11 protein-coding genes are annotated in these 12,306 nt (G+C 43.8%); 8 read left to right on the top strand and 3 right to left on the bottom strand.

Annotated features, from left to right (window positions below):
* Positions 1 to 37 precede the first annotated feature (37 nt).
* Together groL and efp are read left to right on the top strand one after the other, a co-directional pair.
* The gene (gene groL / locus A4A70_RS02510) at positions 38 to 1,678 is read left to right on the top strand and encodes a chaperonin GroEL (RefSeq protein ID WP_067568140.1); all 1,641 of its coding nucleotides are present in this window, start codon (positions 38 to 40) and stop codon (positions 1,676 to 1,678) included.
* A 107-nt stretch (positions 1,679 to 1,785) separates the two neighbouring features.
* A complete protein-coding gene (gene efp / locus A4A70_RS02505; protein ID WP_067568138.1) occupies positions 1,786 to 2,373 on the top strand; it encodes an elongation factor P in 588 nt (195 codons plus the stop codon).
* A gap of 53 nt (positions 2,374 to 2,426) precedes the next feature.
* Here the strand turns inward: efp and argH are convergent, their stop codons facing one another.
* Entirely contained in the window at positions 2,427 to 3,803 is a 1,377-nt protein-coding gene (gene argH / locus A4A70_RS02500) for an argininosuccinate lyase (protein WP_067568136.1), read from the bottom strand.
* Positions 3,804 to 3,970: 167 nt separating this feature from the next.
* Positions 3,971 to 4,186 (bottom strand): 50S ribosomal protein L31, encoded by a 216-nt coding sequence (gene rpmE, locus A4A70_RS02870; protein ID WP_082798886.1) that lies wholly within the window; start codon positions 4,184 to 4,186, stop codon positions 3,971 to 3,973.
* Between the two features lie 213 nt (positions 4,187 to 4,399).
* Here rpmE and priA point away from each other — a divergent pair, with 213 nt between their 5' ends.
* From priA to tpiA, 6 genes are all read left to right on the top strand, one after another.
* Positions 4,400 to 6,598: a primosomal protein N' gene (gene priA, locus A4A70_RS02495; RefSeq protein WP_067568134.1), complete on the top strand. Its 2,199-nt coding sequence runs from the start codon at positions 4,400 to 4,402 to the stop codon at positions 6,596 to 6,598.
* Positions 6,599 to 6,806: 208 nt separating this feature from the next.
* A complete protein-coding gene (locus A4A70_RS02490) occupies positions 6,807 to 6,995 on the top strand; it encodes a hypothetical protein (RefSeq protein ID WP_067568132.1) in 189 nt (62 codons plus the stop codon).
* 353 nt (positions 6,996 to 7,348) lie between these two features.
* On the top strand, positions 7,349 to 7,879 hold the full coding sequence (gene hslV / locus A4A70_RS02485; protein ID WP_067568130.1) for an ATP-dependent protease subunit HslV: 531 nt from the start codon (positions 7,349 to 7,351) through the stop codon (positions 7,877 to 7,879).
* 10 nt (positions 7,880 to 7,889) lie between these two features.
* Entirely contained in the window at positions 7,890 to 9,224 is a 1,335-nt protein-coding gene (hslU, locus tag A4A70_RS02480; protein WP_067568128.1) for an HslU--HslV peptidase ATPase subunit, read from the top strand.
* A gap of 230 nt (positions 9,225 to 9,454) precedes the next feature.
* Entirely contained in the window at positions 9,455 to 10,201 is a 747-nt protein-coding gene (gene fpr, locus A4A70_RS02475; protein ID WP_067568126.1) for a ferredoxin--NADP(+) reductase, read from the top strand.
* Positions 10,202 to 10,332: 131 nt separating this feature from the next.
* Positions 10,333 to 11,100: a triose-phosphate isomerase gene (tpiA, locus tag A4A70_RS02470; protein ID WP_067568124.1), complete on the top strand. Its 768-nt coding sequence runs from the start codon at positions 10,333 to 10,335 to the stop codon at positions 11,098 to 11,100.
* A 50-nt stretch (positions 11,101 to 11,150) separates the two neighbouring features.
* Here the strand turns inward: tpiA and pfkA are convergent, their stop codons facing one another.
* Positions 11,151 to 12,113 (bottom strand): 6-phosphofructokinase, encoded by a 963-nt coding sequence (gene pfkA, locus A4A70_RS02465; protein WP_067568123.1) that lies wholly within the window; start codon positions 12,111 to 12,113, stop codon positions 11,151 to 11,153.
* Between the last annotated feature and the right edge of the window lie 193 nt (positions 12,114 to 12,306).

Genomic DNA, 12,306 nt, shown 5'->3' with positions numbered 1-12,306 from the left:
ATGAATTTATTTTATAAAAATTTATAAGGAAATTAAAATGGCAGCTAAAGACGTAAAATTTGGTAACGACGCTCGTATAAAAATGCTTTGCGGAGTCAATGTATTAGCAGACGCGGTAAAAGTTACCCTAGGTCCTAAAGGTCGTAACGTAGTATTAGATAAATCCTTCGGGGCACCGATTATTACTAAAGATGGTGTTTCCGTAGCTCGTGAAATAGAACTGGAAGATAAGTTTGAAAATATGGGCGCCCAGATGGTAAAAGAAGTTGCCTCTAAAGCGAATGATGCGGCGGGAGATGGTACTACTACAGCCACCGTTTTAGCCCAGTCTATCGTTAACGAAGGCCTGAAAGCTGTAGCAGCTGGTATGAACCCCATGGACCTAAAACGCGGTATTGATAAAGCAGTTGTTGCTGCCGTTGAAGAACTTAAACAGTTGTCTGTACCTTGCTCTGATTCCAAGGCTATTGCTCAAGTAGGTACTATATCCTCTAATGCTGATGAAACAGTAGGCGCCCTTATTGCTGAAGCGATGGCAAAAGTGGGAAAAGAGGGTGTGATCACCGTGGAAGAAGGCTCTGGTCTGCAGGACGAACTGGACGTGGTTGAAGGTATGCAATTCGACCGCGGTTATCTTTCCCCGTATTTTGTTAACAAGTCAGAAACAGGTGTTGTTGAGCTGGAAAACCCGTTTATTCTACTAGCTGATAAAAAAATTTCTAACATCCGCGAAATGCTTCCAGTACTGGAGTCAGTTGCCAAAGCAGGTAAGCCTCTGATGATTATTGCTGAAGATGTGGAAGGAGAAGCTCTAGCCACATTAGTAGTCAATAACATGCGCGGTATAGTAAAAATAGCTGCTGTTAAAGCGCCTGGTTTTGGTGATCGCCGGAAAGCTATGTTGCAAGATATTGCTATCCTGACTGCAGGTACCGTTATCTCTGAAGAAATTGGCCTAGAACTAGAAAAAGCTACTCTGGAAGATATGGGACAGGCTAAACGTGTAGTCATTACCAAGGATACTACTACTATTATCGACGGTATGGGCGATAAGGAAATTATCAAAGGCCGAGTTGCGCAAATTAACCAGCAGCGCGATGAAGCTACTTCTGATTACGATCGTGAAAAGCTGCAAGAACGCGTAGCCAAACTGGCTGGAGGCGTAGCGGTAATCAAAGTTGGCGCGGCGACAGAAGTAGAAATGAAAGAGAAGAAAGCGCGCGTTGAAGATGCCTTGCACGCTACTCGCGCTGCAGTTGAAGAAGGCGTGGTTGCAGGAGGTGGTGTCGCTCTAATTCGCGTTGCTAATAGCATTGCTGAACTGCGTGGCGATAATGAAGATCAAAACGTTGGCATTAAGGTCGCACGTCGAGCAATGGAAGCTCCACTGCGTCAAATTGTTGCCAACGCAGGTGAGGAGCCATCCGTAATAGCTAATAAAGTAAAAGCAGGCGAAGGTAATACTGGTTACAACGCGGCTACCGAAAAGTATGGTAATATGATAGACATGGGTATCTTGGATCCAACTAAGGTAACACGCTCCGCGCTACAGTATGCGGCTTCGATTGCAGGGCTGATGATTACCACTGAATGTATGGTAACTGACCTGCCAAAGGAAGACAAGCCAGATCTAGGCGGAAGTGCAGGTAACATGGGTGGCATGGGCGGAATGATGTAATCATTCCGCATTATCATAATGTTTTTGTTGGTAACATATTACCCCCCTAAATTAGGGGGGTAGTGCTTATATTTAGTAGTTAGCCATAGAGTAATAAGAGGACTACTATGGTAGTCTATAATACCAAGGAATTTCGTTCAGGTCTTAAAATAATGCAAGATGGCGAGCCATGCGCGATTATTGATAATGAATTCGTAAAGCCAGGTAAAGGTCATGCATTCAATCGAGTTAGACTGCGGAAACTACTTTCCAGTAAAGTACTAGAAAAAAATTTTAAGTCTGGTAGTTCTGTGGAAGCTGCTGATCTAATAGATATTAGCCTAACTTATTTATATAATAATGGTAAAATTTGGTATTTTATTGATCCAAATAATTTTGAACAGCTGGCTGCTAATGCTAAAGCGATTGGCGCCAATTATAAATGGCTAGTAGCACAAGTTGAATGTATATTAACATTATGGAACGGTCAACCTATCATCGTAACGCCGCCTAACTTTGTTGAAATAGAAATTATTGATACTGACCTAGGTATTAAGGGTGATACCGTTAGCAATAGCAGTAAACTAGCTATACTAATAACTGGTGCGGTAGTTAGAGTACCACTATTTTTGCAAATAGGAGAAGTAATTAAAGTAGATACCCGCTCTGGTGAGTACGTATCCCGAGTCAAAAGGGGCACTAAAAACTACCGCTAAATCAGCCGCACGGGTAACCAAGTAACTTTACTTGCATTATTATATCATCATAATTATATCATCAGACGCTGTTTAGCATCAATGATAGCTTGTGATACCTGATTAGGCGCTACGCCGCCTTTTACATTACGCTGCGCTAAGCAGGATGTTAACGTCAGTATAGAGTATACATCATCGCCTATAACAGGGCTAAAGGTTTGCAATTGTGCCAGAGTCAACGCCTCCAATGGCAGTTTCTGGCGGATAGCCTCAACGACCGCCTTGCCAACAATATGGTGAGCCTCCCGGAAAGGAATACCCCGCGCTACCAGATAATCTGCTAATTCGGTTGCATTGGCATATCCCTGTTGCGCTGCTTCACAGCAGCGTGACCGTTTTAACTGAATATCATCAAGCACCAACGCCGCTATATGCATGCAATCCAGCCACGTGTCTAGTGCGTCAAATAATCCTGCTTTATCTTCTTGCATATCCTTGTTATAGGCTAGCGGTAACCCTTTTAACGTCATCATCATGCCAATTAAAGCCCCTTGAACCCGGCCGCATTTACCGCGGATTAGTTCCAGAGCGTCGGGGTTTTTCTTTTGTGGCATAAGTGATGAGCCAGAAGTAACACGATCCGATAATTCGATAAATCCAGCTTCACCGGTGTTGAAGAAAATTAAATCTTCAGCAAAACGCGAGAGATGTATCATGCCAATAGCAGCGTCTGACAGAAGTTCCAGGACATGATCGCGATCAGAAACGCTATCTAAGCTATTGCGTGTTGTAGTGGCAAATCCCAGCCAGCCGGCTAGCTGTTCGCGGTCAATAGCATAAGCGGTACCGGCTAGCGCGCCAGCGCCTAGTGGACTAACATCTAGCCGCTTCAGCGTATCCTGTAGTCGACTTTCATCACGTGACAACATCTCGTTATAGGCTAAACACCAATGGGCAAAAGTTACCGGCTGCGCACGCTGCAAATGTGTATAGCCGGGCATGATTACATCCTTATTAGCTTGCGCAGTCAATACCAGTACCTGCTGCAATTGCCGCAGCGCGCTAAGCAAGTTAGCGATCTGTATCTTACACCACAGTTTTAAATCAGTCGCAACTTGATCATTACGGCTGCGCCCAGTGTGTAATTTCTTACCTAAATTGCCAACCTTCTCGATTAGGCGTTGCTCGACCCAGCTATGAATATCTTCTGCGTCGCTTGCAAGAATAGCTTCAGGCGCTGCACGAACTTCTTCAAGCAGAAGATTTAGAGCATGTGCAAGCTGCTGCTGCTCCAGCTCACTCAAAATACCTACAGTAACTAAGGCACGCGACCAGGCTACCGAACCGATGATATCCTGCTCGGCCAAACGATAATCAAACCTTAAAGAATCGTTAAAAGATTTAAACTTTTGATCAACCATCTGGCTGAATCTTCCTCCCCAAAGTGCCATCAACTATTCTCCTATCTTCTAAATTTAAAAATGCGCTTGTTGCAAGTATAAATTTTCTGGTACCACTGATTAGTTATGCCAATACCTACCATTGTTAGGTATTTACTAAATAAATTTACAATTGCTTGTATGTAGCTATGCGATAAATAGCAGTAATGTTAGGGCAATTATTTTTTACTTACTGGAATATTGAATCGACTCTTGAAAAAATTAACACGACCGCCAGTATTAACGACGCGTTGTTTCCCGGTGTAGAACGGATGGCATGCACTACACACGTCTATGTTTAAATCATGACCCACGGTAGAGTAGGTATGAATGACGTTACAGCAAGAACAGGTTACTGTAATATTAACGTATTTTGGGTGGATATTTTTCTGCATGGAAAAGGCCTGCATAATTATTTTTATTATGATCGACATAACGCAATAAATTAATAATTAATTAACTTTATGTCACCTATAGTTGTTAACTATACAAAACAATATATTTTTTTGCAAACGTAAACTATACATCTATTATTAGATAATACCGTATTAGAGATAATAACGTATACGCTAACAGCGTTTTTAAAACAACATATATAGAGGCGAGACATGCCAGTTGCAAACGTCGCGCTACCAGTACCACTACCTCGAACTTTCGAATATTTCCTACCAAATAACGCCCCCCATCCGGTGATAGGAGGACGAGTGCTGGTTCCGTTCGGACAGCGCAATATCATCGGTATCGTCACCGCCATTAGTGCGCAAAGTAAACTAGCATGGGAGAAGTTAAAACCTATTAGTGAGGTGATAGATAGACAGTCACTATTCTCCGATAATCTCTGGCGCATACTTAATTGGTCAATAGGATATTATCATTATCCAGCCGGCGAGGTGCTTTTCCACGCCCTGCCGACATTGCTTCGGCAGGGCAAGTCCGCAGAAATAGCACCATTGTGGCAATGGTTAGTTACAGAACAGGGACGCGCGACTTTACCAGAAGTTTTAAAGCGAGCGCCTAAACAGCAACGAGCGCTTGCTGCCCTGCTACGCGGCCCTGTTTATCGCCACCGGATGTGCGAACTGCAATTAGTCGATGCTACACTGCAGGCGCTGTGCGTTAAGGGTTTATGTGTTCTCCGGCCGGAGGTGCCGGAAACTAAAGATTGGCGGTACGCATTTCGCGTTCATGGAGAACGTCAGCAGCTCAATACCGAGCAGGCTACCGCGGTCAGTACTATACGCAGTGAAGATGACCGGTTTGTCGTCTGGCTACTAGCTGGCGTAACTGGCTCTGGTAAAACTGAAATTTATCTTACTGCGCTGGAAGCTATATTAGCTAAAGGTAAACAAGCACTGGTACTTGTGCCAGAAATTAGTCTAACGCCGCAAACTATCGCACGCTTTCGTGAGCGTTTTAATGCTCCGGTTGAGGTGTTACATTCGGGGCTTAACGACACCGAACGGTTAACTGTATGGCTAAAAGCGCAGCGCGGCGAAAACGCCATCGTCATTGGTACCCGTTCAGCACTGTTTACGCCCTTCGCTCGACTAGGAATCATCGTCATTGACGAGGAGCACGACATTTCATATAAACAGAGTGACGGCTGGCGATATAACGCTCGAGATCTAGCAGTTGTTCGCGCTCGTGAAGAGGGGATACCGATTATTCTTGGCACCGCTACTCCATCGCTTGAAACTTTATATAATGTGCAGCTAAAAAAATACCGGCAGCTTAACCTGGGTCAAGCTGCCGGTAGCGCCAGACCAGCTAGTCAGCAATTACTGAATATGAAAGGGCTACCAATGAAGCACGGTCTATCATCCCCTCTGCTAACAAAAATGCGTGAGCATTTAAAAGCAGGTAATCAAGTTATGCTTTTTCTCAACCGGCGTGGTTTCGCGCCGGTGCTTTTATGTCACGAATGCGGTTGGATAGCTGAATGCACGCGCTGCGATCGCTATTTTACCTTACATCAGCATCAACGCCAGTTGCACTGTCATCACTGCTATAGCCAACGCCCGCTGCAACATCAATGTCCCCAATGCGGATCCACGCAGCTTGTGGCGGTGGGATTAGGTACTGAACAGCTTGAAGCTGCGTTACCCCCTCTTTTTCCTAACGTGCCGATAATACGCATCGACCGAGACAGTACGGCGAGCAAAGGCGCACTAGAGGATTATCTAGCCCAAGTGCAACGCGGCGGCGCAAGTATTTTAATCGGTACTCAAATATTAGCTAAGGGACACCATTTTCCTAATATAACGCTGGTATCGCTGCTGAACGTAGATAGTGCGCTTTTTTCAGGAGATTTCCGAGCTGCTGAACGCTTTGCCCAACTTTACACCCAGGTTTCCGGTCGCGCCGGACGCGCTAGCAAACAAGGGGAAGTAGTATTGCAAACGCACCACCCAGAGCATCCTCTCATACAAAAGTTGATGCATCAAGACTATATGGCATTTGCTGATTCTACTTTAGAAGAACGTCGCCAGGCTGGCTTACCTCCTTTCACCAGTCATATGCTATTTCGTGCTGATGATCACGACAACATACAGGCGAAGTTATTTTTAGAGCAATTAAGTCAACTGCTGGAAGCCAGCCCACTGCGCGATAACGACCTGTGGTTGATGGGACCGATTCCTGCGCTAGCTCCTAAGCGCGGTGGGCGTTATCTCTGGCAGTTACTCCTCTCTCATCCCTCACGTCAGCAGCTGCAACGCCTGCTAGCCGCCAATTTACCGTTGGTTAGTAAGATATCCCAATCACGTAAAGTGAAATGGTCGCTAGATGTGGATCCTGTCGACAGCTAAGCTAATAGCTGTTGTAATATTTGCAACCACAATCCCTAACTTGCATGAGGCTAATTAAACTTTAAACTGCAGTAATAAAACTGAAGAATATCTAAATGTTCGTAAAACGATAGTGGCACAAAAAGACTATGTAAGCCTCGATAAGTTCTCGAGAACTAAACGAAAAAAAAGCAGCTTGTATAGAAAAAAATGTTCCTTTTTTTTCGGCATGTTCAAATTGATGCTCTCAATTGTTGCCGTCGTATTGATGACTTTGATCAGTAGTTTTTATTGTAGCATCATACGTAAAAAAGAGGCGGAAATCGTCATGCCAAACCGTAGCAAGCAAGCTGCTAGAAACAGTTTGCCGCTCAAACTAAAAGAACACTGGCGTTATCTCAAAGAGCTAGAAAGATGAGTAGCTTGATAATTGATCCTCACTAAACCACCACTAGCCGAACAGCTAGTTACTGTGCCGAATACCGCCGGTTAGACTAATTTTATCCGGTAAAGCCCTAAGAATGGCGCGGTTAAAAAGAATAACTAGTTATAGGCGATCGATTCATAATTATCTCTAGAGTTACCCACTATGCCGACAATACCAGCATCGAAAAACTTCTACTAAAATTTTACTAGGTTATTAGGTTACCGTTTACTGCAGGAAGGGTTGAAATTTCATAATGTTGCCCTATTTAGTAGGCATCGTTACTCAGTGTTATTTACGCGGGGCACTAATTATTATGATTACTATTCCCAGTTAAGGGGTTGATCGTGACAACAATCCTCAGTGTACGCCGCAATGGGCATATTGTTATCGGTGGTGATGGACAGGCTACTCTGGGTAATACCGTTATGAAGGGTAACGTGCGTAAAGTCCGTCGACTATCTAATGAAAAAGTAATAGCAGGTTTCGCCGGCGGCACTGCAGATGCTTTTACTCTATTTGAACTATTTGAACGGAAACTAGAAGTTCATCAGGGCTACTTACTTAAAGCTGCTGTTGAATTAGCTAAAGACTGGCGTACTGATCGTATGCTGCGTCGTCTAGAAGCGCTGCTAGCGGTGGCTAATGAAAAAGACTCACTTATTATTAGCGGTAATGGTGACGTTATACAGCCAGAAAATGATCTTATTGCTATAGGTTCTGGCGGTCCATATGCGCAGTCTGCGGCGCGAGCTCTGTTAGAAAATACTGATTTTGGCGCTCGCAAGATAGTCGAAAAATCGTTGGAAATTGCAGCTGATATCTGTATATATACTAACCATTGCTACACCATTGAAGAATTAACGTCTAAAAAGTAAGGCTATGAACATGTCTGCAATAACTCCAAAAAAAATAGTTAGTGAACTTAATAGTTATATCGTAGGCCAACACAACGCTAAGAGAGCAGTAGCTATCGCGTTACGGAACCGCTGGCGTCGCATGCAAATAGATGATGAAGCACTGCGCCATGAAGTGACACCCAAAAATATTCTTATGATTGGCCCGACAGGGGTCGGTAAAACAGAAATTGCTCGTCGCCTAGCAAAACTAGCTAATGCTCCGTTCATCAAAGTAGAAGCTACTAAATTTACTGAGGTCGGCTATGTAGGTAAAGAAGTTGATTCTATTATCCGCGATTTAACCGATACGGCGGTTAAAATGATACGCCTTCAATCTATTGAACAGAATCGTTTGCTTGCTGGAGAGCTGGCGGAAGAACGGGTGCTTGACGTATTGATCCCGTTAGCTAAAAATAACTGGGGCCAGCCGGAAGAGAGCAGTGAACTATCCAACGCGCGCCAAAACTTTCGTAAGAAATTACGTGAAGGCCAACTAGACGATAAAAAGATTGAAATAAATCTTGCTGAGGCGCCAATAGGGGTAGAAATTACTGCACCTCCTGGTATGGAGGAGATGACCAACCAGTTACAATCGATGTTTAAAAATCTTGCAGGTCATAAACAAAAGCCACGTAAAATAAAGATCAAAGAAGCCATGAAGCTATTAGTGGAAGAAGAAGCTGCCAAACTAGTAAATCTCGAAGAACTTAAAGCAAAAGCAATCGAAGCGGTAGAGCAGCACGGTATCGTTTTCATTGATGAAATCGACAAAATCTGCAAACGCGGCGAGGTATCCGGTCCGGATATTTCACGTGAAGGGGTACAGCGGGATCTGCTTCCTCTAGTGGAAGGCTGCACTATTTCTACTAAACACGGCATGGTAAAAACCGACCATATTCTGTTTATTGCTTCGGGCGCCTTCCAAGTGTCAAGCCCATCTGATCTTATACCTGAAATGCAGGGGCGCTTGCCGATTAGAGTTGAGCTGGAGGCGCTGACGACCGAAGATTTTGAACGCATTCTGACGGAACCTAGCGCCTCACTAACTAGGCAATATATTGCGCTGATGGCTACAGAAGGAGTGAATATTAACTTTACTGAGGACGGTATCAAGCGTATTGCTGAAGCTGCCTGGCAAGTAAACGAGCGCACTGAGAATATTGGTGCACGACGTCTGCACACTGTGCTAGAACGTTTGATGGAAGAGATTTCCTATGACGCCAGCGAGTGGAATGGTAAAACTATTTCTATTGATGTAAATTACGTTCGCAGTCATCTAGATGAATTAGTATCTGACGAAGATTTGAGTCGCTTTATTCTGTAACCATTAGATAACAAAAAACCGTTCTTTAATAGCAGTTAAAGCCAACTCACCACAAAAAAGTGTATATTGGATTACGATATTACTCATAAATAATGCCTGATGTAATTGTACATGGCCGATAAATAAATTTCTTGTATACTAATGACATTAGTAAGTTAGCAAGCACACTGGCCAAATTATCGAAAGGCCTGCCGTCCAGGAGGACATAGGACAATTGAGAGTTAACAACTATGGCTACATGGGTAACAGGTAACTTAGTACAAGTAAAACACTGGACAACAAGTCTGTTTAGTTTGATCGTGCATGCCCCTGTTGATCCTTTTATTGCTGGACAATTCACCAAGCTAGGATTAGAAATTAATGGTGAAAAGGTGCAGCGCGCCTATTCTTACGTCAACGCGCCGCGTAACGAAAAACTAGAATTTTATCTCAGCACTGTAACTGAAGGGAAACTAAGCCCGTCTCTACAGACATTACAGCCTGGCGAAAGCCTGATGGTGACTAAGGAAGCTGTCGGCTGTTTTATACTGAGTGAAATTCCGCCCTGTAACAATCTGTGGATGTTGGCGACAGGCACCGCTTTAGGCCCATATCTCTCTATTTTAGAGCAGGGCGAAGGATTGGAACGGTTTAATAACATAGTCCTGGTGCATGCCGTAAAATTTGCTCAGAACCTGAGCTATTTGCCACAGATGCTACATCTACAACTTCGATATAAAGGTAAGTTACGTGTGCAAACAGTGGTCAGTCGTGAACAAGCGCCTGGCTCACTCACCGGCCGAATTCCTCTCTTAATCGCTGATGGTTCGCTAGAATCGGCGGTTGATTTGCTGCTTGATGCCGCAAACAGCCACGTTATGCTGTGCGGTAACCCACAGATGGTACGCGATACGCAGAAAATTCTTAAGGATAGCCGCGGTATGCAAAAACACTTTAAGCGCAAGCCAGGCCATATGACCAGCGAGCACTATTGGTAATATACTACTAACTAACCACCCCGTAAGAAAGGTTAGAATAAATCACCTGAGGCCGACAGGTGTGTTGGCCATAGCCGTAGCCTGCGTACACTATAACCTTTCTCGTGCTCCCTATATGGAAAAAAATAAAAATGAGATATCCGTTAGTGATGGCCAATTGGAAACTAAATGGCAGCAAATATATGGTCCACAACTTAATAGCAATGCTACGCAATAAACTTAGTAGCGTCGTTGACTGCGATATTGCCATTGCACCACCGGTGATCTATCTCAATCTTGCCAAATATCATTTAGCTGGTAGCCAAATATCATTAGGAGCACAAGACGTTGATACACATATCGTTGGTGCATATACTGGTGAAGTTTCTGCTGAAATGCTCAAAGATATCGGCGCAAAATATATTATTATTGGCCATTCAGAGCGACGCACCTTTCATCAAGAAAGTGATGAATATATCGCAGAAAAATTCGCAGTGCTGAAAGAAACTGAGCTTGTTCCGGTATTGTGCATTGGCGAAAGTGAAGCGGAAAATAAAGCTGGGCAGACCGAAGCGGTATGCGCCAGCCAAATTGATGTGGTGCTCAATCGTCTGAGTGTAAAGGCTTTCAACAAAGCTGTCATTGCTTATGAGCCAATTTGGGCCATCGGCACTGGTAGATTTGCTATCCCGTCACAGGTCCAAGCGGTGCATAAATTTATTCGTAATCATATCGCCAAACATGATAATGCAGTTGCACAGCAGGTCATTATTCAGTATGGTGGTTCGGTTAACGCTGGAAACGCTGCTGAATTCTTTATGCAACCAGATATCGATGGCGCTCTAGTTGGTGGTGCCTCTTTACAAGCTGATTCCTTTGCGTTGATTGTGAAAGCCGCAGCTCAAGCCAAGCAAGACTAATTAATAGCCTTATTTGCGATAAGCCTAACGTTGTATTTTACAGGTAAACATTAAAATAGTTTCTTTGCAGTTTCTAGTATATCATTCCGGAATAGATGCTTCATATTTTCAATAGCATCGATTATGTCATGATGCCTAAGCTGCTCATTTTGCATGCCAACACAACGACCGCCGTATCCCTGCAACAGCAGCTCAATAGAGTAGGCGCCCATGCGCGATGCTAAAATACGATCATAGGCCACCGGGCTACCCCCCCGCTGAATATGACCTAACACTGTGGCACGCGTTTCACGTCCAGTCTCTTTTTCTATGTATTGCACTAGCTCAGATACATTACAAATATGTTCGGTTATTGCCACAATAGCATGCTTTTTTCCTTTAACGATACCAGCCTTGATTTCATAGACTAAATCTACAGGTTTAAATTCTACTTCAGGTAGTACGATAAACTCGCAACCACCGGCGATGGCTGCCGCCATGGTTAGATCGCCGCAGTAACATCCCATAACTTCTACAATAGAAATTCGCTGGTGCGATGTTGAGGTATCACGCAGACGGTCAATTGCTTCCACTATGGTTTCCAGTGCGGTAAAGTAGCCAATAGTGTAATCAGTTCCAGCTACATCATTATCAATCGTAGCTGGCAAGCAGATACAGGGAAAACCCATTTCCGTCAAGCGTTTAGCACCCATATAAGAACCGTCTCCTCCGATAATTACTAACGCTTCAATACAGCGTTTATTCATATTTTTAATTGCAATATCGCGAGTGTTAGCTTCCCGAAATTCTGGAAAGCGCGCGGAACCAAGAAAAGTACCGCCACGGTTAATCACATCTGAGACGCTATAACGATTTAGTTTCGCAATGCGATCTTGAAACAGTCCCAGATAGCCATCATAAATACCGTAAACCTCCAGACCTTCAGAAAGCCCGGCTCGAACGACACCTCGAATGGCCGCATTCATTCCTGGTGAATCACCACCACTTGTTAGTACTCCTATTTTTTTAATCATGATTACCCCCTAAGTTTCAAATAAATATTTTTTCCTAGTAGGATGACTGCTTATTATCACGTGATAATAATGCGGCATTAGCGGCATTAAAGGTAAAAAAAGGTAAAAAAAAGTCAGGAAGAAATGTTTTTAAAAGACAATCAGTAGGTTAATGTCTAGCGCTAAAAGCAAAACCTCCGCCAAATGGCGAAGG

Origin of the sequence: Candidatus Hoaglandella endobia, from assembly GCF_900044015.1 — a bacterium.
Classification (GTDB): domain Bacteria; phylum Pseudomonadota; class Gammaproteobacteria; order Enterobacterales; family Enterobacteriaceae; genus Hoaglandella; species Hoaglandella endobia.
The sequence above is the reverse complement of the archived record's forward strand: the minus strand, read 5'-3'. Positions and strand labels throughout refer to the sequence as shown.

Bases quoted from the DNA above. Each gene is read 5' to 3' on its own strand.
- groL (WP_067568140.1), top strand. From the start codon at position 38: ATGGCAGCTAAAGACGTAAAATTTGGTAACGACGCTCGTATAAAAATG.
- rpmE (WP_082798886.1), bottom strand. From the start codon at position 4,186: ATGCAGAAAAATATCCACCCAAAATACGTTAATATTACAGTAACCTGT.
- hslU (WP_067568128.1), top strand. From the start codon at position 7,890: ATGTCTGCAATAACTCCAAAAAAAATAGTTAGTGAACTTAATAGTTAT.
- priA (WP_067568134.1), top strand. From the start codon at position 4,400: ATGCCAGTTGCAAACGTCGCGCTACCAGTACCACTACCTCGAACTTTC.
- tpiA (WP_067568124.1), top strand. From the start codon at position 10,333: ATGAGATATCCGTTAGTGATGGCCAATTGGAAACTAAATGGCAGCAAA.
- argH (WP_067568136.1), bottom strand. From the start codon at position 3,803: ATGGCACTTTGGGGAGGAAGATTCAGCCAGATGGTTGATCAAAAGTTT.
- efp (WP_067568138.1), top strand. From the start codon at position 1,786: ATGGTAGTCTATAATACCAAGGAATTTCGTTCAGGTCTTAAAATAATG.
- fpr (WP_067568126.1), top strand. From the start codon at position 9,455: ATGGCTACATGGGTAACAGGTAACTTAGTACAAGTAAAACACTGGACA.
- A4A70_RS02490 (WP_067568132.1), top strand. From the start codon at position 6,807: ATGTTCAAATTGATGCTCTCAATTGTTGCCGTCGTATTGATGACTTTG.
- pfkA (WP_067568123.1), bottom strand. From the start codon at position 12,113: ATGATTAAAAAAATAGGAGTACTAACAAGTGGTGGTGATTCACCAGGA.